Source organism: Maribacter sp. Hel_I_7, from assembly GCF_000688315.1.
Lineage (GTDB): Bacteria > Bacteroidota > Bacteroidia > Flavobacteriales > Flavobacteriaceae > Maribacter > Maribacter stanieri.
On sequence record NZ_JHZW01000002.1, the window covers coordinates 1,406,686 to 1,429,462 of the forward strand.

General features: G+C 34.6%; 20 protein-coding genes. 15 read left to right on the forward strand and 5 right to left on the reverse strand.

What is annotated here, in order from left to right; translation table 11 throughout:
- Positions 1–124: 124 nt before the first annotated feature.
- The 12 genes from P178_RS0107615 (at position 125) to P178_RS0107675 (ending at position 10,356) form a co-directional block, all read left to right on the forward strand.
- Positions 125–655, forward strand: a complete 531-nt coding sequence (locus P178_RS0107615; protein WP_027065657.1) for a nuclear transport factor 2 family protein — start codon at positions 125–127, stop codon at positions 653–655.
- 241 nt (positions 656–896) lie between these two features.
- Entirely contained in the window at positions 897–1,262 is a 366-nt protein-coding gene (locus P178_RS0107625) for a hypothetical protein (protein ID WP_027065658.1), read from the forward strand.
- A 116-nt stretch (positions 1,263–1,378) separates the two neighbouring features.
- On the forward strand, positions 1,379–2,077 hold the full coding sequence (locus P178_RS0107630; protein ID WP_027065659.1) for a DUF4386 domain-containing protein: 699 nt from the start codon (positions 1,379–1,381) through the stop codon (positions 2,075–2,077).
- Positions 2,078–2,223: 146 nt separating this feature from the next.
- Positions 2,224–4,068: a hypothetical protein gene (locus tag P178_RS0107635; RefSeq protein WP_027065660.1), complete on the forward strand. Its 1,845-nt coding sequence runs from the start codon at positions 2,224–2,226 to the stop codon at positions 4,066–4,068.
- 48 nt (positions 4,069–4,116) lie between these two features.
- Positions 4,117–4,938, forward strand: a complete 822-nt coding sequence (locus P178_RS0107640) for a DUF695 domain-containing protein (RefSeq protein WP_027065661.1) — start codon at positions 4,117–4,119, stop codon at positions 4,936–4,938.
- Between the two features lie 28 nt (positions 4,939–4,966).
- Positions 4,967–6,688 carry a leucine-rich repeat domain-containing protein gene (locus P178_RS22590; RefSeq protein ID WP_027065662.1) on the forward strand — a complete coding sequence of 574 codons (1,722 nt, stop codon included), beginning with the start codon at positions 4,967–4,969 and terminating at the stop codon, positions 6,686–6,688.
- 33 nt (positions 6,689–6,721) lie between these two features.
- Complete coding sequence (locus P178_RS0107650) at positions 6,722–7,123, forward strand: biotin/lipoyl-containing protein (RefSeq protein WP_155941596.1); 402 nt, start codon at positions 6,722–6,724, stop codon at positions 7,121–7,123.
- A gap of 164 nt (positions 7,124–7,287) precedes the next feature.
- The gene (locus tag P178_RS0107655) at positions 7,288–8,238 is read left to right on the forward strand and encodes an SDR family oxidoreductase (RefSeq protein WP_027065664.1); all 951 of its coding nucleotides are present in this window, start codon (positions 7,288–7,290) and stop codon (positions 8,236–8,238) included.
- Positions 8,239–8,264: 26 nt separating this feature from the next.
- On the forward strand, positions 8,265–8,777 hold the full coding sequence (locus P178_RS0107660) for a hypothetical protein (RefSeq protein WP_027065665.1): 513 nt from the start codon (positions 8,265–8,267) through the stop codon (positions 8,775–8,777).
- A gap of 1 nt (position 8,778) precedes the next feature.
- Complete coding sequence (locus P178_RS0107665) at positions 8,779–9,690, forward strand: helix-turn-helix domain-containing protein (RefSeq protein ID WP_027065666.1); 912 nt, start codon at positions 8,779–8,781, stop codon at positions 9,688–9,690.
- A 34-nt stretch (positions 9,691–9,724) separates the two neighbouring features.
- Complete coding sequence (locus P178_RS0107670) at positions 9,725–10,060, forward strand: hypothetical protein (protein WP_027065667.1); 336 nt, start codon at positions 9,725–9,727, stop codon at positions 10,058–10,060.
- Complete coding sequence (locus tag P178_RS0107675) at positions 10,057–10,356, forward strand: antibiotic biosynthesis monooxygenase family protein (protein ID WP_027065668.1); 300 nt, start codon at positions 10,057–10,059, stop codon at positions 10,354–10,356. Before P178_RS0107670 ends, P178_RS0107675 begins: the two co-directional genes overlap by 4 nt.
- 97 nt (positions 10,357–10,453) lie before the next feature.
- Here P178_RS0107675 and P178_RS0107680 read toward each other — a convergent pair whose 3' ends face one another.
- Positions 10,454–11,794 (reverse strand): sugar porter family MFS transporter, encoded by a 1,341-nt coding sequence (locus tag P178_RS0107680; RefSeq protein WP_027065669.1) that lies wholly within the window; start codon positions 11,792–11,794, stop codon positions 10,454–10,456.
- 115 nt (positions 11,795–11,909) lie between these two features.
- On the opposite strand from P178_RS0107680, the gene P178_RS0107685 reads away from it, so the two are divergent.
- The gene (locus P178_RS0107685) at positions 11,910–12,620 is read left to right on the forward strand and encodes an SDR family oxidoreductase (RefSeq protein WP_027065670.1); all 711 of its coding nucleotides are present in this window, start codon (positions 11,910–11,912) and stop codon (positions 12,618–12,620) included.
- A 2-nt stretch (positions 12,621–12,622) separates the two neighbouring features.
- Here P178_RS0107685 and P178_RS0107690 read toward each other — a convergent pair whose 3' ends face one another.
- The 4 genes from P178_RS0107690 to P178_RS0107705 all read right to left on the reverse strand — a co-directional run bounded on the left by P178_RS0107690 (position 12,623) and on the right by P178_RS0107705 (position 21,190).
- Positions 12,623–15,364: a PD-(D/E)XK nuclease family protein gene (locus P178_RS0107690; protein ID WP_027065671.1), complete on the reverse strand. Its 2,742-nt coding sequence runs from the start codon at positions 15,362–15,364 to the stop codon at positions 12,623–12,625.
- A gap of 73 nt (positions 15,365–15,437) precedes the next feature.
- On the reverse strand, positions 15,438–16,781 hold the full coding sequence (locus tag P178_RS0107695) for an OmpA family protein (protein ID WP_027065672.1): 1,344 nt from the start codon (positions 16,779–16,781) through the stop codon (positions 15,438–15,440).
- A 113-nt stretch (positions 16,782–16,894) separates the two neighbouring features.
- On the reverse strand, positions 16,895–18,088 hold the full coding sequence (kbl, locus tag P178_RS0107700) for a glycine C-acetyltransferase (RefSeq protein WP_027065673.1): 1,194 nt from the start codon (positions 18,086–18,088) through the stop codon (positions 16,895–16,897).
- Between the two features lie 6 nt (positions 18,089–18,094).
- A complete protein-coding gene (locus P178_RS0107705; RefSeq protein ID WP_027065674.1) occupies positions 18,095–21,190 on the reverse strand; it encodes a UvrD-helicase domain-containing protein in 3,096 nt (1,031 codons plus the stop codon).
- 119 nt (positions 21,191–21,309) lie between these two features.
- Here P178_RS0107705 and P178_RS0107710 point away from each other — a divergent pair, with 119 nt between their 5' ends.
- Positions 21,310–21,918, forward strand: coding sequence for a superoxide dismutase (locus tag P178_RS0107710; RefSeq protein WP_027065675.1), 609 nt, complete (start codon positions 21,310–21,312; stop codon positions 21,916–21,918).
- A gap of 603 nt (positions 21,919–22,521) precedes the next feature.
- Positions 22,522–22,701, forward strand: a complete 180-nt coding sequence (locus tag P178_RS0107715) for a hypothetical protein (RefSeq protein WP_027065676.1) — start codon at positions 22,522–22,524, stop codon at positions 22,699–22,701.
- Positions 22,702–22,777: the final 76 nt, after the last annotated feature.

The following is a 22,777-nucleotide window of genomic DNA, read 5'->3' on the forward strand; positions in this document are numbered from 1 at the left end:
CAATGTTTTTTGTAAAAGCATTATTGAAGCAAATAAATTTCCCTAGTATGTATTGCCGGTAGCATTATTCCCCCTTTGTGGTAAAACACCTAATGACAAGAATAATAACCAAAAATTATATATTATGAGAACTATTAAAATGACTATGCTTTTAACGCTAATTGTACTTTTCATGCCACTTGTCAATAACGCACAAGAAATTTCGGCTACCATGGATTTTGAGAATGCAGAAGCCAATGTAGCTGTTGTGTCGAATTACGTAAATGCAGTGCAAAACGGAGATGTGGAAACTATGGTAGCGCAATTAGCAGGTGATGCCAAAATTTATGGTCTAAACGAAGTATTTACAGACGCAATGAATCCTTCTCAATTGTCTGAATATTATAAAGCTAGTTTTGCAACTTCTAAACATTCAATTGACCCAAACACGTCTTATGCACCCATAAAGGTAACTGGTGGCATAAACGAGGGCGAGTGGGTTATGGTTTGGACTACAGACACTATTTCAAGTAAGAAAACCGGTCAAGAAATTGCTATACCTGCACAGGTTACTTGTGTTGTTGAAGATGGTAAAATTAAAATGATGGCGCATTATTACGATCAATTAAACGTAATGACGTCTATGGGATACACGCTACAACCACCTACTGAATAATAAATAAACCGGTAGTATTATTGTAAAACCCAGAAGCTTTTTCTGGGTTTTATTTTTTATCTTTTTACCGCCATCACCTAGCGCCATTACCGTGCAGTTACAAATTGAAAATGAAAAAATTGCCGGACTCATGGCTGGTGGAAAAGAAGTTGTAGCCAATGAATTGAACATAGAGATATAAACAGCAGAAGCAACCAATTATCTGTAACGCATCTATCTAGTATATTCTAATATTAAAACTATGAACACTGGTATGTTATTTAGGGTCATTGGTTGTATGATTTTGGTAATGGTTTTATATTCTTGTAGCAGTGATGATGATAGTAACCTAATTTGTTCTGTTGAAGACCCTGTAGAAGAATTAGCATGGTTAAATGAATGGGTTGCCACACTTTCAGAATTTGAGTATATACGAAGTGCGCGTTATTTGGGCGATGATGTTTTCTATAATATCAACTGTAATCCTTTGGTAAACTATGTCTCTATTTTATATGATTGCCAAGGGAAAGTCATAGGCTTTACCGGAGATTTTAGAGGGCAATTCACCAATGATCAAATGCTATGGTTACCAGAAAACTCACAATGCAGCTTCCCGGTAGATAGATAGCACTGCGTATACTCAATACTCCCTACTTAAGACTTATAACTATTTCCTCTCTGTTATTGTAACAATTGCATGGCGTAAACGTCCTATTGTCAATCAATCAATCAAAAATCACAATCATGAAATCGACCAACACTGTAGGTAGGATAATAGGATTACTATTTCTACTCATTTTTGTCATGGGTATTCTTGTGTATCAATTTTTACAAGGACCCATTTTATTTTCAGAAGACTTTTTAATTAACGCTACGCCAAACGCTCCAAAATTAATTACCTCCGTATTGCTTGGAAGTTTAAGTGGCCTATTCTCGATTGGTATTGCGGCATTGCTGTTTCCTGTTTTTAAAAAATATAGCATTACACTAGCCGTGCTATACTTAGCATTTAGTATTCTAGATTTTGTTGCAATAAGTATAGATAATATCAGTGTTTTGGCTATGTTAGAGTTAAGTAAAGAATACATGACTACTGGAGAGGCTAACGCTAATATGCTAGAGGCTATGGCTCCCATATACTTTCAAAAACATTGGTGGACACATTATTTGAGTTTATTGACATCTTGCTTTTCTGTATTTGTTCTCTATTTCACATTTTACAGAACAAATTTGATACCTAGAGTACTTTCTGGCTTTGGTATGCTAGCCGTACTACTAATGTTTATTAAGATACTGGCTTCTATTTTAGGCGAAGGCATTAGCATGAATATGTTGTTACCAATGGGTTTAATTCAATTGATTTTACCGCTGTGGTTATTGGTAAAAGGGTTGAATACAGAATGGTTAGAAACTAACTTTGGCGTAGCACGTTTAAAAGATTAAAGTATAACTGTTTTTTACGAATTACGCTTTCCCGTAATTCTATAAACACTATTTTTTTTACCTTGTTGATTAGTGCTGAAATATACTTCCCCTAACAGCGTTATAAAGAATTAATTCTAAATTAAATTCAACTAGGTAATTATAATATGAAACTAGAAAAAATATTAGATAGATTAGGGTCAATTGAAAAAAACTCTTTCATTAAGATTATTGATAATATAATATCAAAAAATCCTAAAAACGGTAAAGAGATTAATAAGATTTTAAGTAGCTCTGACAAAGGGTTAAAATCTGTTGACAATCAAAATATTTCTACAATTTTCAATCTAACCTCATCAGAATTTCAGAGCTATATTGAATGTGAATTTCAAGAAATTACTTCTCAACTAGATATTTTGATAGATATAATTATTCGCGACGGTAATTGTATCATGAAACAAGATTGGTTTTCTAGGTTGTATGAAACAGAAATAAAAAATTTAAAAGGTAAAATTAAGAGTCTTAATGCTGATTTTGAAAATGACAAATCTGAGTTAGAACCCTCACGTAAAAGAGATTATAAAATTTATAAATCATGTCTACATACTGCATATCAAAACGATATTGAAAATAATAGAGATGCGAAAATAACTTCGGATGAGTTGTCTATAATCTTGACTCTAAGTAAACAATTAGGATTATCTCAAGAAGAAGTGAAGCTAATAAATTACTCTATTATTCCTATTCAAAAATTAGACATTCAGGAAGTAATCAAAAGTCTTAAAAATATAGGTGTAATTTTTTACTCCAATAAGGAAAATACGATTTATGTTGCAGATGAAATGGTTCGATTATTACGTAGAGTCAGAAAGAAAGAAGTTGCAACTAAGTTTTATAGGAGAACATTAAAGTTACTTAGAGATCCAATAATAAATCAAATAGCAAGAGACCACAATATTGACAGAAAGTTATCTTCCGCTCAAAAAATTGAAGAAATAATTAAAGAAGGGGTTTCCTTTACCAGTCTGCTTTTAGAGGATATTTATAAACCAGGAAGCACACTTACTGAAAAGAAGAAAACCTTAAATGAATTGTGTGAAAAAGGTTTAAATATCAATAATCTTAGAGGAAGTGTTTTAGATGATAAAATAGAGAGTTTAATTCAGCATTTTGAAAATGTTGAGCGAGATGAAAAAGTTGGTATTTCTTTAGATGGATTTGATAAGTTACTTACCGAACTAAATCAATCAATTCCTAAGTTAAACAAAGAAATTAGAGCACAATTTGAATTGCAGGAAGAGTTTGTATTAAAGGGTGATTACTTATTGGATTATAATATAAAGCCAAGAGATATTCTCGACTTAATTGTGAAAGAGGATTTAACCAAATTCATAAAAGATAACGGAATAAAACAAAGGGGAGATGATATTTTAAATATCCTTGAACATTACAAAGATGTTGAAAATCTTTATTTAGAAAATTATTCTAATGTTGCCTTTAGAGATTTGAACCTTTTGAAAGAAAATGGTATAGTAGTAAAAGAAAGTGAATTAGGTTTGAAGTTTGAGGAGTTGACTAAAGTTATTTTTAAGGGGTTAGGCTTTAACGTTGATGATATTCTTAAAAATAAAATAAATACTCAAAAGGATATGATTGATATTCTTTTGAACCTAGGAAACGATGAAATTATCATTGTCGAATGTAAGACCAGTAAAGAGAGAGGTTATAATAAATTTAGTACAGTTTCTAGACAACTGAAATCTTATCAAAATTTAGCATTAAAAAACAACCTTCGTATAGTTAAGATTTTACTTGTTGCGCCAGAGTTTAGTGATGATTTTGTTACGGATTGTGAAATGGATACTGAAATGAATTTGTCACTCCTAACAGCATCAACCTTATATACAATTCTAGAATCTTTTAAAGGATCAAATTACAATGAATTTCCACATGTGCTCTTTAGAGATATAGTTATTAACGAAGATAGAATTCTAAAGGCATTGAGTAAGTAATTAGAATCGAATAATTGTTTTACTAAAGCAACCAAATAATCTAATGAATTGGAAAAACTGTTAAGAATTTTATTATTAATAGTATGTTCAACATTACAATTGAATGCTCAAAACACTCAAGAAAGTTGGGATGCCTACATGGCGGCGTATGAAGATGGTAAAATTGGATCAACCACCTTACGAATGGATTTAATTGATAATGTTCCAATTGAAGGCTTCAATTATGTTTTAGTTACGGGATTGACCTATGAAACGGCTAACGAAAATGGCTTGCCGGAGAATGAAACCTTTGCGACACTTCACAAGGTGGCAGATCAATTAATGGAAATAATAGATAAAGAAACTGAATTCATCACCGTAGGTTCATTTATGTATAATAAAGAGCGGTTAGAATATTTTTATCTAAAAGAACCTAAAGAGTTAGCTTCTGTAATTGAGAATTTTTACAAATTAAATTATCCAGATTATAAATTTTACGTAAACATAAAAGAGGACAAAGACTGGTCATATTATAGAGATTTTCTATATCCAAATGAAGAAACCCTTAATTACATGGCAGACCAATCTGTACTACGAAGTTTAGAGCAAACGGGTGATAAACTTACAAAAGCAAGACGCGTAAATCATTGGTTTTACTTTTCTACAGAAGAGGCAATGAAGCAATGCGAGAGTGAGTTGGTTGCCGCTAATTTTGCCGTAAATAGTTCAGGTATAAATTCTCAGTCAGACTTACCTTATGAACTACAAATGTATAGAGTTGACCATGTAGATATTGATACTATCTTTCCTATTACTTCTCAGTTAAGAATTACGGCAAAGAAGTTTGGTGGTGAATATGATGGTTGGGAAACTATTGTGGTGACGGAATAATTTTTAGAAATATTGTAAGTCATAATTCATGAGCCAACAAAAACTGCTACAAGCAGTATTTCAAGACCAGAAACCAAGAGAAATACTAGCTATAAATTCCTTCGGTGATATCCTCTTTAAAACAAAAAATACCCAAGGCGATTGTTATGCTGTATTGCAGATTTATATAAACAATAACAATACAAACAGGCAGTATGCATTTTACTTTAGGCAACACCTACTGGGCAATAGCGCAAAACAATACAAGCAATTTTTAAGCGGTAAGGGTTTGTTTAGAACGGCAGAACAAAAAGAATTACACGAGACACTAATGTTGCGTGAGGGGCTGCTTGAAACTCTAGATAAAAAACTATCAAAAAAACCGAACGAAGTTTATATAGCCAATGCCTACCTAAGTAATCTAGATAATATAGAGGCTTTTTACACCTTGCCTAGTGACGCTTTTTACGAAAAGCTATTGCAAGAGTGTACTTTTAATGAAGATACACTTACTGACCTTACCGAGATAGACAATATAGGTGATAAGCCGCCTTTTTATATTCAAAAATTATATTGGGGTTACGGAAGGGAAGATAGTGCTGTAAAAGAGAAATTGTACGAGTGCATAAACCTTCAAGATTTATCGGTCTGGAACGAATTTGGCGATTTTTTAAACGAGCAAATTTCTAAATTACGGCAACTGAGTAATGTAAGCGTGTATAATATGCATAGCATTCCAGATGCCTTTTTAAATAATTTACATACGTTACCAAATTTGGTAAGCCTTACATTGGGCAGGCATTCATCGAACGCATTAGATCACCAATATCAGCTCAAAACTTTACCTGAGAATTTAGTTGCGTTACAAAATCTAAAATACCTGAATTTAGATGGCAATCAACTTACTGATTTTTCAGAGATAAGTAGATTGTCGCATTTAAAAACCTTGAGTGTATACAATAACCAGTTTACTAATTTGGAAGGTATAGCGGGTCTGAAGCACGTTACGGTGTTGAATTTGGCGAACAATGCCATAACGGAATTACCGATAGCCTTAAAAGAACTGAGTCGGTTGAAGGTGCTGATTCTTAGCAAAAACCCGTTACAAGAAATACCATCTTGGTTAGGCGAACTTGTCCAGCTTGAGGAGCTTCATTTAGAACAAACACAACTAAAAACACTGCCAGAAAGTATTGGTCAATTGACCCAATTAAAAGTATTGGGGCTGAAGAAGAATCCGTTTGAGACATTGCCAAAAATTATGGGCAAGATTCCAAAACGCGTTCTAGATTTGGAACTAAGAAACAGGGCTTTGTTTGATGCCAAGGCAAAACAAAAGCTTTCTGAATACCCAGAAGGAGACTTCTTATTTGAATCTGACCTTAATTTTAAGCTATTGGTCATTCAGAAATTAATGTATGAAGATGAGGTGCTGCTGCCAAAGTTTAGTATTTATGATTTTGCCAAAACACATGATATCGATATTGAGGAAAGGGGCTATGACATACTTACGGAAGCGGTAGAGTATTTTGAAAACATAAAAATTCCGGCTAGCCTGTTAATAGATATTGAAGAATTATATCCGGACGGAGGCAGTGAAATTTACAGTCAGCTGTATCCTTTTTGGGACGGGGAAGATGACTGTTTTGATGTTAAAAGCATAGACGATATAGTATATCTACCACGCTTAAAACGAATCAACAATTTATTCTTTAATAAAGATCTGGTGAAAGAATTAAGAATAAGAAAAATCAAGGTAAGCAACTATTAGTGCATTTAAGATGAACAGTAAACCATCAACAATTTGAGAAAAATAATCGAAGCATATTTAACTAAGCTTTTTGAATATAATAAGAAAAGCGCCCAGTATATGGAGGATTTTAAAGCTAATCCTCATTTTAGGTCTACTGAAGAAATGAACAAAGAAGATCTAAAATCTAATGCTTTTGTAGCTCCAGAGCTCAAGAAAGGAGAAATAAGTGTATGTATATCTCCAGATTTGGGAAATCAGATGCCTCTGGTTTTAGAAAAGTGGTATGTAAAAGTTGGTGATAGGGTAAAATCGGGTGATGTATTATGTGCAATTGGGAACGAAGCCGTTACCATGGAATTTGAAAGTTTCTATAATGGTAAAGTAATCTGGATTTGTGAACATAAAAAAGACTTAGTCCCAGGAAATGAGCTATATAAAATTGAAGGTATATAGCAGTAATTCCTAAACTCACTATCCCACTATCCCACTATCCCACTATCCCACTATCCCACTATCCCACCAAAAAGTACACAAGATTCGAAAATGCGTGTAAGTGCTCTCGGCATCTTCGCACATACCTTTGTCCTATTCTTTTAGACACTTAAATAATAGGCGATATGATTACAACACAATTTGGAAAAAATGGGTGGACACCCGATAGAATAACAATTCTTAAGGGCAAAACATTCGTTATAACGGGTACTACGAGCGGTACAGGTTTTGAGGCGGCAAAAATTTTATTGAAAAAAGGGGCGAAAGTGGTGATGCTGAACCGTAACCCAAAAAAATCTGCAGATACCTTAGCAACTTTAAAGCAAGAGCTAGGTAATGCTATACCGGTAAGCAATATAGAAATGGACTTGGCATCATTGGCATCCGTTAGAAAAGCTGCCGAAGAAGTGCTGAAAACCGTACCACAAATTGATGCGTTGATGTGTAACGCAGCCATTGCCCAAGTACCAAAACAAACGGTTACCGAAGATGGTTTTGAAAGTCAGTTAGGGGTAAACCACTATGGTAACTTTTTACTGCAGGCATTGCTATACCTACGCATTGAAGAATCGAATGGGCGAATAGTGACGGTAGGTAGTATGGGCTACAATTTGGGAATTAAGACCATACAGTTCGATGATATGAACTGGGACAAGAATTATAATCCGAATGCAGTGTATAGTCAAAGTAAGTTGGCGCAGATCATGACGGTTTATGAATTACAAGATAAGTTAAAAGCAGCAGGAAAAACTGGTGTGAAATCTTATGCCTGCCACCCTGGGGCATCTTCAACTTCATTAATTAAAACCAGCGGAAGTTTATTAACACGTTTCATTTGGCAAATAATGAAATTAACGCCAATGGTGCAGTCCGCCGAGAAAGGATCATACCCAGAATTGATGTGCGCTACAGAACCTGATTTGGACCAAACAGCATTTTACGGTCCTACAGGCAAAAATTATTGGACAGGGGCCGTAGGTGAGTGCAAACTAGAACCACACGCAAAAGACAAATCGGTAATGAAAAGGCTTTGGAAGCTTTCTGAAAAAGAAACCGGTGTAACTTGGAATTTGTAAATTAGTAAACGACCAAAACTATAAACATGGATATATTAAAAGCAGCAACAGACTGGGCAAAGGCAGAACTAGTTTCAACTCCGTTTTTCATGCTCTTCGGTCTGGTATTTTTACTGGCAAGCTTAGGGTTTTGGCAACTGGGCAAGACCGATATGGCAAGAGCTTACATTATACCTACTTTGATAGCGGGTTCTTTACTTATGATTATTGGGATGGGATTGTTCTTTACTAATAAATCAAGAATATCTCAATTTGAAAAAGCATATGAAACAGATGCACCCGCCTTCGTAGCATCAGAACTTGAGCGTGCCGAGGATACTTTAAAGGAATATGATACTGTTGTTTTTAAAGCCATACCAATAATTATAGTGGTTTGTGCTCTGGTTTTATTATTTGTAAGTACACCTATTTGGAGGGCAAGTATGATCACCACTATAGCTATGTTGGTCGCTATTCTGTTGGTAGACGGTACGGCCCATGCAAGAATTGACAATTATAATAAGGAATTACAGTTGGCAGCTAAAGAAATGAAGAAATAATATGCAGCACTTTAAAACATTATCCGCTTATTTGGAATATCTAGAACTTCCTAGTCCGGAACACCCTATGTTAAGTGTATTTTCTGCAATAGGAGAAGGTTTTTTGCCATGTCATAAAGAAAGTTCGCCACCTATAACAAATGATTGTTATTCCATCAGTTTTAAAAAAATCATAAAAGGAGATTTAAACTACGGTAGAACAACCTATGACTTTACCAATGGTGTGCTATTTTTTATAGCACCTAGGCAGGTTTTACAATGGGATAATAGTGCTGTATTTGAGCAAAAAGGCTTCTCCATCAACTTTCACAAAGACTTTTTAAAAGGAACCGAGTTGGCGCATCAGATCAAAAAATACGGATTCTTTTCATATTCCGTCAATGAAGCGTTGCACCTATCTCCAAAAGAAGAAAAGCAGATAGCATCTATTGTAGCAAATATTGAAATAGAATACCAAAACAACCAAGATGAGTTCAGTAAAGACATCATTATTTCTCAACTAAGCACCTTGCTTAAATATGCTAATCGCTTTTATGAGCGACAATTTTTGAATAGAAAAGAACTTTCAACGAGTTTGTTAGAACAGTTTAATGAGCAATTATCCCAATATGTAGAATCGGGTCAGCTACAGGAGAACGGTATACCGAGTATAGAACAGATTGCTGATAAAATGGGAATTTCCCAGCGTTATTTGAGCGATACCTTAAAGAAAGAAACCGGAAAAACAACCACTGAGCATTTGCAATTGTTGTTAATAGATGAGGCCAAGAATATGTTGTTGCATCCCAGTAAAAGTATTGCTGAGGTAGCATATGAATTGGGTTTTGAATATCCGCACTATTTCTCAAGGTTGTTCAAAAAGAAAGAAGGTATCAGCCCAACGGCATATCGTGAGAAGTTTAGTGTGAATTAAAGTATAGGTATATAAAAAGCTAATCCGATACAGCATGAATTATAATAATAAAACATTTAGACCGGTAGCCAATACTAAGAATGGTGAAACTAGCCATGAAACCCTTTTTAAGTATACACAAAAAGAAAATATACTTACCGCTAGTTATTGTGGCGGAGAAATACTCGAAGGGCACTTAATAGGGGTGGTAGCTTTAGACGGTTCTATTGACATGCGTTATCATCAAGTGAATATAAAAGGAGCGTTAATGACAGGTAGGTGTGTCTCTGTTCCCGAAATTATGGAAAACGGAAAAATAAGACTTCATGAAAGCTGGCAATGGACTTCTGGCGACCAATCTAAAGGCAACTCGATAATAGAAGAAATATGATACTTGAAGTCGCCATATTATATGTTAAGCCAAATTTACAAGGTAAGTTTGAAGCAGACTTTGCACTCGCTAGTGATTATATTCAGGCAATTGATGGATATTGTTCACATACCTTGCGTAAATGTATTGAGATTGATGGGCAATACATATTATTAGTAGATTGGATAGATGTAGAAAGTCATGAAATAGGCTTTCGAAAATCTAAAGGTTATTTGAAGTGGAAAGAACTGTTACATGATTATTATGAACCTTTTCCATCGGTAAACCATTATGAAACGGTTTTTGAAAACAAATAATTATTATAATTTTTATTGAAAAAGTATTAAGAAAAAGACAGGCAAACTATAACAATAGTTTGCCTGTCTTTTTAATGTAATAATGGGTTATAATTCTTTATTCTTTCACCAACTCCTTACTCAATTCCTCAAGAGAAACCCCTTTAGTTTCAGGCATGTTGGTAATTGCCCAAATAAGTTGCAATACCATCATAGCACAGAAGAAGTAATAGATATACCAAACATGGTCTTTAAGAACACCTTGGGTAGCATCTAAGAAAAACGGAGTAATCAAAGTTATAATCGCAGCAAATACCCAGTGAACACTAACACCCCAAGATTGCCCGTAAGCACGTACGCTGTTAGGGAATATCTCTGAGATAAATACCCAAATTACGGCACCTTGCCCAATGGCGTGAGAGGCAACAAAAGTACAAATGAAGATAATGGTAAGTGTAGATCCTAAATTCATTTGAAAACAGAGACCAACCATGATTAAACTAATGATATAGCCAATAGATCCAATGATAATCAGTTGGCGCCTACCCAATTTATCCAATAAACGAATACCTATAAAGGTAAATACGAGGTTTACGATACCAATGGCAATGGAATTGAAAAGTGATTCTTTACCACCAAGACCTGCTTGCTCCAAAATTTCGGGCGCGTAATACAGTACAAAGTTGATACCTGACAATTGATTGAAAAATGCTATAAAGAAAGCGAGCCAAAGTACTTTTGAGTATTTCTTTTGAAAAAGGCTTTCACTTTTGGTGGAGTGTTGTAAATCGGTCTTTATCTCGGTCAATTGCAGAGCGGCTTTTTCTTTAGAGTGTATGATCTCTAATATCTTTAAGGCACCTGCATCGTCTTTTTTATGTAATGCCAACCATCTTGGGCTTTCTGGAACTGTAAATACCATTATGGTATATATGAAAGCAGGTATGGCTTCAACACCTAGCATCCAACGCCAATCATTTGCACCATCAAAACCTTTTAGCAGCCAGTTAGATACAAAGGCAAGTAAAATACCGAACACTAACCAGAATTGATACAATCCGCCTAATTTTCCACGATTCTCTTTAGATGTAATTTCAGAAATGTAGATAGGTGCTGCAACAGAAGAAATACCTACACCGACACCGCCAATAAAACGAAATACCGAAAAAGAGTAAGGATCTTGTGCCAATGCGGAACCTAAAGCAGAAACGAAAAATAATATTCCCACCCATAATAAGGTCTTTTTACGACCAAGATTTTTTGTTGGGATACCACCAAAAAGTGATCCCGCAACGGTACCCCACAGCGCCATACTCATGATAAAAGTTCCATGAAAAAGCGGAGAAGTGTTCCACAATTGTTTTATAGGTTCATTTGCTCCACTGATAACTACGGTATCAAATCCAAATAAAAATCCTGCGAGGGCCACGGTAATGGACCATACGATAATTCTGTTCATTGTTGAGTGTTAAGTTGTTGTTAAATATAATGAATGAAAACCACAAAATCGTAACCTTTTGGGTTAACCAAAAAATCAAAGAATTGGTAACTTGTGATAATTATAAAATTGAACGATGAAAGATTTGAAAAATAAAGTAGCCTACATTACGGGAGGCACTAAAGGTATTGGTTTTGCAGTTGCACAAACATTGCTAAACCAAGGTATGAGAGTTGCAATTAGTGGTCGATCTCAAGAAAGTGTAGACAAGGCATTTAAAGATTTTGATACTGATGCAGTTTTAGGAATTGTTTCTGATGTTGCTAAAATAGCAGATGAGAAAAATGCCGTTTCTAAAATTATGGACAAATGGGGTCAGTTAGATGTTGTTTTGGCAAATGCTGGTGTTGGTAATTTTGCGCCAGTTGATCAGATGACAGAAGAAGAGTGGCACCAGATGATAGATATTAACTTAAGTGGAGTGTTTCATACGCTAAAGGCTTCTGTAGAAAGTTTAAAGAAAACAGAAGGCTATTATATTACGTTGGCTAGTTTGGCAGGTACTAATTTCTTTGCACAAGGTGCAGGGTACAATGCTTCTAAATTTGGTGTAGTTGGTTTTACACAAGCTGCAATGTTAGATTTAAGACAATACGGCATTAAGGTATCTACCATTATGCCAGGTTCTGTGGCAACACACTTTAACCATAATGAACCCGATGAAAAAGATGCATGGAAAATTCAGCCAGAAGATATTGGCGAATTGGTGTTGGATCTTTTACAAATGAACGAAAGAACCTTACCTAGTAAAATAGAGGTAAGGCCTACAAGACCAGATAAGAAGTAAGCTTACACTTCTTTTTCTGTAAACGGAATGTCAGCATTACAGATTTCTGTAATTAGCTGACCAAGTATCTGCTCGAAATCAGAAATTACTTCATTATTTATGATGTGGTTTTTGGCTCCTCGGGCAGATTTTTTTTGTGCAAATAACAACGTGCCTTCCGCAAAATTCTTCAAAGAAATAATACCTGCTTGTATAGATAAGTTCTCTTTTGGGTTGGTTTTAGAATACATCAATCCGTAGCAAAGCAACTGAAATGCTTTACTGTACTGATATTCATCCGTTAGAATATCCCAATCTATAATTTCAACATTACGGCGTTCTACTTTTCCTGTTTTGTAATCTATAATACGGGTGATACCATCATATTCATCTACACGGTCTAATTTACCTTTTAAAATGATAGGAAAATCTAATCCGTTAACCGTTAGCGGTACAGATAAAGATTGCTCTAAGGCTATAATTTTAATTGTATGGTCTGCCAATGCCGTTACTTCAGCATCAATAAAGGTTTGTATGTATTTTAGAATGACATGAAAAGAAATATAGTTTTTACCAGAGGTGATATTCCCTTCTTTGTATGTTTTTTCAAAATTTTTGGCAACGATATTAGGTATGTGCTTTCGGATTCCGTTTAGTAAATCGGGCGTTAGTTCTTTGTTGATTAGCGGGGTGTACAATTCCTCTAAACTATCGTGTACAATAGTTCCAAAAGTATTTGGTGCTAAAGTCTCTTCTACCTGCAGTACTTCGTTAATGTTCAATAGATTCTGTTTGTAGAAATCTATAGGGTTTCTAATGTAATTGCTGAGTGAGCTAGGCGAAAATCCTTTTCTAGCTTTATCTTGAATAAGATCAACTAACGATTTTGTTTTTTCTACCTGTTCAATTTCTTTGGTAACAGGCTGTATAGTTGGTGTTGCAATAAAGGATTTGATGTCAGTTCTATTATCGTCGGTAAGCAATTGCGTAATTAATCGGCTTCTTTCTCCGCCTTCTAATGCATCTGGTTCTGTATTGTAAAGTATGTATACATTTTTAGCACGTTGTAATAAACGATAAAAGTGATAGGTGTAAACGGCATCTTTCTCTTTGTAAGTAGGTAATCCGTTTTTAATTTTTAAATCGAACGGAATAAATGAATTATTAGATTTTCCAGAAGGTAGTACGCCTTCGTTCACCGAAGTGATAATGATGGTTTCAAAATCTAACAACCTACTTTCTAGCATACCCATAATCTGAATACCTTCTATAGGATTCCCCTGAAAATCTAAAGTTTCTGAACTGAGGAGTTGTTTAAACAGATGTTTCAGACTTTTTAGATTATTGATATAGGTAAAACTGTTACACAAATCTTTCAGTTGATTGAATAGGGTGAAAAACTTGTATAGCTGTTCTAAGAGCAGAGAATTCTGTTTTACAACCTCTATAACCCTTATAGATTGAATAAGCGATAAGAAGTTATCTATTAATCTATTTGGATTGTTTTTAACGTCTTCAAACAATAACTGTATGGCTGCATTCTCAGGTAATAATGCACTGATTTGTTCATTGGTGATATACGACCAATTGTTGGTCTTAATCTTTGATATTAGTATATCTGCAGAAACCTCATTTGCATCAAACAGTAATACTGCATATGAATGTGTTAATAGGTTTAATAAATGCTTGTAGAACCAACCTTTATCGGTTTTTTGTTCATGAAATTCTATGAGATTGGTAAAAAAGCTGGCAAGAGTAGTGGACTCTAGCTTTTGACCCATAGTAATATTCGTAGCCGGTATATTATCAGGAATAGAGTTTAGTAAAGGATTTAATAACTCTTCATTACCTAAAACAATAGCGGCATTACGTAAAGCATCTGGAGATTCATTCTGTATGTTGTACAGTAATTCGCCCACATAGTTTACTTGAGATATGTTTTTAGGTACCCCAATGATTTCAATGTTCTTTTCGGTATTATAGTAATTGGTTAATCCGGCAAGGGGTTTTCCTTTTAGGATGTTCCAGGTATTTTGATAGTTTCTTATAAAATAACCCGCATCATGTATATTATCTTTTAAGAAATAAGGGTCAATATCCCAGTAGATAGAAGCCTCTGTCTTTTCTAGAATGGTTTGTATGAGAATACTTTCTGCAGTATTCAAGGCATTAAAGCCTAAGAAAATATGTTTTTTACTAGTTGTTTTAAGGTAGTTGGGTAATTCAGATACCGATGTTTTATAAATAAGTCCTTGGTGACCAAGACCTTGTTCCAATAACCGGTTATTGAATTGATTGTAGATGTCTTCTAAATATCTCCAGAAATGAAGATAATTCTCTATCATCTCAGAATTATCAGGATTCAATGACCAGTGGTTCACCTCTTGTATGGCGGCAACATTTTGGTATAGGGTAGATGCGTCTACGAGATAGCGATCTACTTCGTTAAAATCTTGAAGAAGTATTTGTCCCCACTTTAAAAAAGAATCAAAAGACTCCTTTTCATAATCGCCCACTTTTAGATAGGCATTATAAAGTTCAAATAATTGGGTGGTTGTATTTGCTGTTACTAGGTTAGATACCTTCTCAATGAAATCTTCTATACTATAGATTTCTGGGGCAAGTACTGTTTTAGTAAGTGATTTGGACAGTATTTTTTTTAAAAATACACCTGCACGTTTACTGGGTAATATAAAAATTACGTTACCAGTGTCTTGGTTATTTCTTAATACGTCTTGTACTACATCTTTTATAAAGCTCTGCATAGTGTAAAAATAAAAAAGCTCCGCAATAATGCGGAGCTTTTATTTATTAAAACACTTAAGGTTTGTTTTAAACTTATTTTACTAAGTTAATTTCTACCCTTCTGTTTTGAGTTCTACCAGTTCTAGTGTTGTTTGTTGCGATAGGCTTAGCCTCACCGTAACCAACTGCTGATAATCTAAACTCTTCAATTCCTTTATCAACTAAGAATTCTTTTACAGAAAGAGCTCTTGACTCAGAAAGGCTTTGGTTTAATTTTTCGCTACCTACGCTGTCAGTATGACCTTCAACAGTAAACTTAGCGTTAGGGTATTCTTTAAGGATTGTGATAATGTCAACCATTACAGAAGTAGACTCAGCTTTGATAGAAGATTTACCAGTATCAAATAAGATAGTTCTAGCGTAATCATTCAATTGCTTTTGTACTTCTTCAGTTACTTCAGGACAACCAGCGTTAGCTACTGTACCAGCAACATCAGGACATTGATCATCTTTGTCTAATACTCCGTCACCGTCTTTATCAGCCCAAGGACAACCTTTGTTTTCAGCAGGACCAGCTTCAGAAGGACAAGCGTCATCTTTATCAGCAACACCATCGCCATCAGCATCAGGACAACCAGATAAAGCAGGAAGACCAGCTTCGTTTGGACAAGCATCATCTTTATCAGCAACACCGTCACCGTCAGCATCAGGACATCCGTTCATTTCTTTAGAACCAGCTTCGTTAGGACAAGCATCTTTGCTGTCTTCGATACCATCGCCGTCAGAATCAGGACAACCGTTGAATGCTTCAAGACCAGCAACTTCTGGACAAGCATCATCTTTATCATAGATACCATCACCGTCAGTATCAGTACCACCAAATTTAACTGAAATACCAGCTAAGTGTTGGAAATGTGGAGCTAAGTAATCTTCGAAAGCATGTTTGTAAGAAGATTGTAATGTAAGACCTAAGTTTTCAGAAAACCAGATATTAACACCAACACCACCATTTGCAGTACCAGCACCGATTTCGTCAATCCAAGTATAACCACCACCGATTTCTACGAAAGGATCGATAACAGTTTGTCTTTTTATGATATCATATTTAATTGTACCATCTATAGCGTAGTGAGAAAGATCGTCAACGCTAACGTCACCAAGTTTGCTAATTTTGTTAAGAGAACCTCTAGCACCTACAGAGAAACCATCTCCGATTGACTTAGATACTCCTACATAAGAAATAGAAGGTAAAATGTTCCAGTGATCGTTCACATTGAAGAATTCGTTACCGAAAGAACTTACATCCGAAGTAGGATATACGTCAATGGCATTAACCCCAAATTGCACTTGCCAAGGGTTATTCTCGTCTTGCGCTTGTATGCTGTTGATACCTACTACAAGTAGGGCAACCGCCAATAATTTGCTAAGATGTTTCATGTATTAAATTTTAAGTTTAAGTGTTTATTAGCTGCAAATGTAACTTGTTAAATATTATTAACAAAATCAATTTCCTATTTTTTTTAATGCATTTAATAGATTAAATAATGCATTTAAACGATTTTTAATTCTTTCCCCACCTCTGTGAAAGCCTTAATGGCGGCATCTAAATGATCTTTTGAGTGCGCTGCAGACAGTTGAACTCTAATTCGCGCCTTCCCTTTTGGTACTACGGGATAGAAAAAACCAATGACATAAATGCCCTTTTCCAATAACTTATTTGCCATGTCTTGTGATAATTTTGCGTCGTACAGCATTACCGGGACTATGGCAGAATCTCCGTTAACTATATCAAAACCAGCAGCTTTGATGCCTTTTTTGAAGTATGCAGTATTTTCCTGCAATTTATCTCGCAAGGAAGTATCGTTTTCTAACATATCAAATACCTTAATAGATGCACCAACAATTGCAGGTGCTAAGGAGTTAGAAAACAAATAGGGTCTTGAACGTTGTCTTAGTAAAGTGATAATTTCTTTTTTCCCTGTAGTATAACCACCCATGGCGCCACCTAAAGCTTTACCTAGCGTACCGGTAATAATATCAATTCTACCCATAACACCTTTTTCTTCTAAGGTGCCTTTACCTTTTTCACCTATAAAACCGGTTGCATGGCATTCATCTATCATAACCAAAGCATCATACTTATCTGCCAAGTCACATATTTTATCTAAAGGCGCTACAATACCATCCATAGAAAATACCCCATCGGTTACTATGATTTTAAAACGAGCACCATCTTCATTGGCTTTAATAAGCTGCGCTTCTAAATCTTGCATATCGCTATTGGCATAACGGTAGCGCATGGCTTTGCACAAACGAACACCATCAATTATAGAGGCATGATTTAAAGAATCTGAAATAATAGCATCTTCTTTAGATAATAATGGTTCAAATACTCCACCGTTAGCATCAAATGCAGCAGCATATAATATGGTGTCTTCGGTACCATAGAAATGTGCTATTTTCTTCTCAAGTTCTTTGTGTATATCTTGGGTTCCGCAAATAAACCGTACTGAAGACATACCAAAACCATGCGTGTCCATAGCATCTTTTGCTGCTTTAATAACATCTGGGTGAGATGATAGCCCTAAATAGTTATTGGCGCAGAAATTAATTACTTCTTGTCCCGTATCTAGTTTTATGACTGCATCTTGAGGCGAAACAATAATTCTTTCCTCTTTAAAGAGTCCGTCATTCTTAATGTTTTCAATTTCTTGCTGTAAATGCTCTTTTATTTTTCCGTACATATCTCTTTATATATAATCTAATTCTATTTCTGTATTAATATAGACAATGATTTTGTGATCAATAATATATCCCATATTTGAAAAACTCTCTGCGTAAGTATTTAATTGATGATGATATTTAGGATTTTGTTCTCCTGTTTTATAATCAATTATAGTGGCATGATTATCTTTAATAACAACCCTGTCCGGTCTTTGTATGGTGCCATCTGCCATTAATAAATCGTGCTCGTTTAATACTTCTATACCTTTCTCGTAAAATTGGTTTAAATCTTTATGTAGTATTACCTTTTTTACAATTTCCTTTATCTCTTTTACTTCCTGTTCCTTTATCAATCCCTTTTGCAGTGCCATTTGTATAGCCCTATTTAAATCTGTAGTGGTATAAATAGCACCTAAAATATAATGTATAACATTCCCTTGGTTAATGGCAACATCTAAACCTTCATCCCAAAGTGTACCTGCCAAAGCAAGGATCTTAAAATCTGCTCTATTTTTATTGGTATATATATAAGGTATAGTAAGTTGATCTGTAATAGTATGTTCTTTTACTTCATTCAATGAGAAATCACCAAAATCATATGATAGTTTATCTTGTTGGTAAGCATCTATACTTTTTAGAAAATGGATAAATAGTCCGGAATAGTAATTAGGGTTGTGCGCCCCTTTCTTGTCAAGATTGTTAGCGCTAATAATAAACAGGGCATTTACGGCTCTGGTAAGAACAACGTATAATAGATTGAAGGCGTCTAATTGAAGCTTTTGGTGATCAATAGTATATAAAAGTGATTCAATTTCACCATATTCCTGTACTTCTTGTTTTTTGTTGATTAGTACTTCTGAAAAGCCAAGGAATTCATCTTTGTTTACCGGTAACCATAATTTTGGGTCTATTTCTTCAAATACATTAGAGTTCGCGTAAGGAAATATAACCACTGGAAATTCTAACCCTTTAGATTTGTGAATGGTCATTATTTGTACCGATTCTATATTTTCTGGTGTACTGATACTGGCTGAATTGCCTTTCTTGTCCCAATAATCTAAGAAGGATTGCATGTCCGAACCATATTTCTGCTCTACATCAAAAACCAAGTCCATAAATGCCGAAAGGTGTGCATCTGAAGAAGGAATAAGATCAAAAGTTTTAATGGCATAAGCTAAACCATCAAAAACTGAAGTCTGTCTAAGTTGAGAAGCATCAAAACCGTATACAGCTAATAAGTGCTCATCTAGATGACCTAAATTTTCATAGATATAAGCGTGCTTATCTTTTTTTCCTTCGGATAAAAAATTTAGAATTTCATATTGTATCTCTAGTTCCGTGGGTTGAACCATATACCTAATAAGCTGCACGAGGAATATAGTTTTGGCACTTTCACTAAGTAATAATGAATCTGATGATACAACAGGTATACGATGTTGCATTAAGAAATCAGCCAATAAAAGACCATGTTTCTTTTTACGGATAATAATACAGATATCACTATAGGTATACCCTTGCTCCAAACATTTATTAATGGTATCTAATGTATTAGTAGCATACTCCTCATCAGAATCTTCTTCTAATAATGAAATATTTACATATCCACCTTCTTTCTGGTTAGTTTCTTGGGTGTTACCAATTTTAAAGAATTCTTGATATATCTCGTTTTCTAAAAACGGACTAATGCTTTGAAAAAAATTATTATTGAAATTAATGACTTCGGCATAGCTTCTATAATTCTTTGGTAAAGTGACCAATTCGGATTTTACCGTAAATGGATGCGATTGGTGCGTTGCCAGTTCTAGAAACTGTTCTGCTTTACCACCACGCCATCTGTAAATTGCTTGTTTTGGATCGCCTACTAAAAAAAGTGACCCTGTAGTACCGAGCTCATCTTCGCCTTCCATGGCGTTACCTATTAATGGTATAAGGTTTTCCCATTGCATTTGTGACGTATCTTGAAATTCGTCAATAAAATAATGGCGATATTTTTCTCCTAAGCGCTCGTAAATAAAAGGAGCAGGTTGGTCTTTAATTTCTTTAGCGATTAAAGTATTGAATTCAGAGATAGAGAGTTGGTCTTTTTCTTCTTGAATAATTTTTAATTCTTTTTGAATAGCATTTAGAAGAGCGAAAGGAATAATATTCCTATTGATATTAGCGTACAGTCCTCTTTTATAGATAACCTCTTTAATAGCTTGATATTGGGCAAGTAATTGTGGGGCTAAATCTTGTGGAGCGTCTTTAATAGTCGCTTTTACTATTTTACCATCAATTAAATTATCTTCTAGTTTGTTGTTGTAAAGTTGAGTTGGATTAAAATTTCCAGCCTGTATTTTTTTAAAATGATTGGGTAATGTTTCCCTTGGGAAATCTTTAAAATCCAATCCGCTGGCAACAATTATCTTAAGAGCTTTAGAAGCGAGTTCAACAATTTTTTTCTCTAAGTGTTTTGTTTCTTTTTTAAGATGAGTTTGAAGTTTTAAAAAATCTTCAAGTTCCACTTGTTTTAAGTGTTTTAGATGATCGGCATTATTTTCATCGAATATAAGTTTACCAATTTTTAATAGATCGAATGCTATATCCCAACTTCTATCATCTTCAATTTTTTCAAGCGCAAAATCTAAAAGGACTTTTGTAAATACTGGGTCTTCGCCAGCTTTGCTAATAACACGTTCAACAGCTTCTTGTAAAAGAAGATCAACATCTAAAACAACTTCAAAATTTTGCGGAATTTTTAAATCCTTAGCAAAAGTTCTTATGAGTCTGTGTGTGAACTTATCTATAGTGGAAATGTCAAAAAAAGCGTAATTGTGTAAAATTTGCTTTAGGCGAAGTTTGCCTAGTGCTGGTAGTTCTTCAAAAGTGTAATTGGTTTCATTTAATATATCCTTAAATAAGGGAGAGGCATTTTCAATAGAATTGGTTTTAGAAAACTCAAATAGGCTATTTAATATTCGATGCTTCATTTCATTTACTGCTTTGTTGGTAAATGTGATAGCTAATATTTTTCTAAAATTTTGAGGAGATGCCAGTATAATTTTCAGGTATACTTTAGCAAGGGCATAGGTTTTGCCGGATCCCGCAGAAGCATTATATATGGTAAATGAATTGCTTGACACTAGTTTTTACTGCAAATTAAGGATTCCTGCACGGTTCTTAACAAATTATTTGGTGAATATAAATGTTAAAATTCGTAGTTTTGAGTGACTATTAATATTAATCTTAAAACAAAAAAATTATGGCTTTTCAATTACCGAAATTGCCTTACGCTTATGACGCTCTTGAGCCTCATATAGATGCGAGGACTATGGAAATACATCATACAAAACACCATAACGGATATACAACTAAATTAAATGCGGCTATTGAAGGTACCGATCTAGAAGGTAAATCAATAGAAGATATTTTAACTGGTTTGGATATGAACAATGGTGCTGTGAGAAATAATGGAGGAGGTTTTTACAATCACTCATTATTCTGGACAATTTTATCACCAAACGGTGGTGGAAAACCTAGTGGCGAGTTAGCAGAAGCAATTGATAGTGCTTTTGGTTCTTTCGAAGAATTTAAAAATAAATTTACAACTGCTGCAGGTACTAGATTTGGTTCTGGTTGGGCATGGTTATGTGTTCAAAAAGGTGGTAAAGTAGAAGTTTGCTCTACTCCAAACCAAGATAATACCTTAATGCCAGGAGTTGGTTGTGGAGGTCACCCAATTTTAGGTTTAGACGTTTGGGAACATGCTTATTACCTAAACTATCAAAACAAAAGGCCAGATTATATTGAAGCATTTTTCAACATAATTAACTGGGATGAAGTTTCAAAACTTTATGCAAGTAACAAGTAAATAAGAGTAGAAATATTCTTAAATGCTTTGTAGGAAACCACTTATGAAAATTTCATGGGTGGTTTTTTCGTTTTTAAAAATAGAAAAGGGCGGAGAAGTCTCCACCCTTTTCGTCCCAAATCTTACCATAAACTTAACCTACTTATGCTATGGCAATACTAAATTACTGGTATTGAGTAAATAAAAAAAGGAATTTTGTGAAAAAATTAAACTTTTATTTTGCTAATGGACTTTTGTGTGGGAGTAATAAGTTAGGGTAACTGTCTAGAAGATAAGCCGATTGGTATAAAATAAAAAGACGGAGCATTGCTCCGTCTTTTCCCCAAATCTTACCATGAACTTAACCTACTTATGCTATGGTTCTGTAAATATATAGTGGTGTGGTGCTTATTAAAAAGCTATTCGATGTAAGTCTTAAACTTAGGTTGTAATGCAAAATGTAAATTTTGAACGATAATTTTTGGAAGAAGGGAATCAGAAATAGGTATAAAATAAAAAGACGGAGCAATGCTCCGCCTTTTTCCCCAAATCTTACCATGAACTTAACCTACTTATGCTATGGTTCTGTAAATGTAACTGCCTTATTAGAGACTAGGAAAGGTATTGGCTGAACTTCTCGAAATAACGTTAAAGGGGGCATTGGGCAGAAAAGGTTTACAAATTGTAGAAACCTTGAGTTATGAAAATAAAAAAGGCGGAGAAGTCTCCACCTTTTTTGCCCCAAATCTTACCATGAACTTAACCTACTTATGCTATGGTAGCTTTAAAAGTAAAGATGGTTAAGTCAATTCGACTATTCAGTCGATAAAACGCTTTATTCGTCGATGAAATGCACAAAAAGCATGCATTTCATCGATAT

Bases quoted from the DNA above. Each gene is read 5' to 3' on its own strand.
- P178_RS0107615 (WP_027065657.1), top strand. From the start codon at position 125: ATGAGAACTATTAAAATGACTATGCTTTTAACGCTAATTGTACTTTTC.
- P178_RS0107625 (WP_027065658.1), top strand. From the start codon at position 897: ATGAACACTGGTATGTTATTTAGGGTCATTGGTTGTATGATTTTGGTA.
- P178_RS0107630 (WP_027065659.1), top strand. From the start codon at position 1,379: ATGAAATCGACCAACACTGTAGGTAGGATAATAGGATTACTATTTCTA.
- P178_RS0107635 (WP_027065660.1), top strand. From the start codon at position 2,224: ATGAAACTAGAAAAAATATTAGATAGATTAGGGTCAATTGAAAAAAAC.
- P178_RS22590 (WP_027065662.1), top strand. From the start codon at position 4,967: ATGAGCCAACAAAAACTGCTACAAGCAGTATTTCAAGACCAGAAACCA.
- P178_RS0107655 (WP_027065664.1), top strand. From the start codon at position 7,288: ATGATTACAACACAATTTGGAAAAAATGGGTGGACACCCGATAGAATA.
- P178_RS0107660 (WP_027065665.1), top strand. From the start codon at position 8,265: ATGGATATATTAAAAGCAGCAACAGACTGGGCAAAGGCAGAACTAGTT.
- P178_RS0107665 (WP_027065666.1), top strand. From the start codon at position 8,779: ATGCAGCACTTTAAAACATTATCCGCTTATTTGGAATATCTAGAACTT.
- P178_RS0107670 (WP_027065667.1), top strand. From the start codon at position 9,725: ATGAATTATAATAATAAAACATTTAGACCGGTAGCCAATACTAAGAAT.
- P178_RS0107675 (WP_027065668.1), top strand. From the start codon at position 10,057: ATGATACTTGAAGTCGCCATATTATATGTTAAGCCAAATTTACAAGGT.
- P178_RS0107680 (WP_027065669.1), bottom strand. From the start codon at position 11,794: ATGAACAGAATTATCGTATGGTCCATTACCGTGGCCCTCGCAGGATTT.
- P178_RS0107685 (WP_027065670.1), top strand. From the start codon at position 11,910: ATGAAAGATTTGAAAAATAAAGTAGCCTACATTACGGGAGGCACTAAA.
- P178_RS0107690 (WP_027065671.1), bottom strand. From the start codon at position 15,364: ATGCAGAGCTTTATAAAAGATGTAGTACAAGACGTATTAAGAAATAAC.
- P178_RS0107695 (WP_027065672.1), bottom strand. From the start codon at position 16,781: ATGAAACATCTTAGCAAATTATTGGCGGTTGCCCTACTTGTAGTAGGT.
- kbl (WP_027065673.1), bottom strand. From the start codon at position 18,088: ATGTACGGAAAAATAAAAGAGCATTTACAGCAAGAAATTGAAAACATT.
- P178_RS0107710 (WP_027065675.1), top strand. From the start codon at position 21,310: ATGGCTTTTCAATTACCGAAATTGCCTTACGCTTATGACGCTCTTGAG.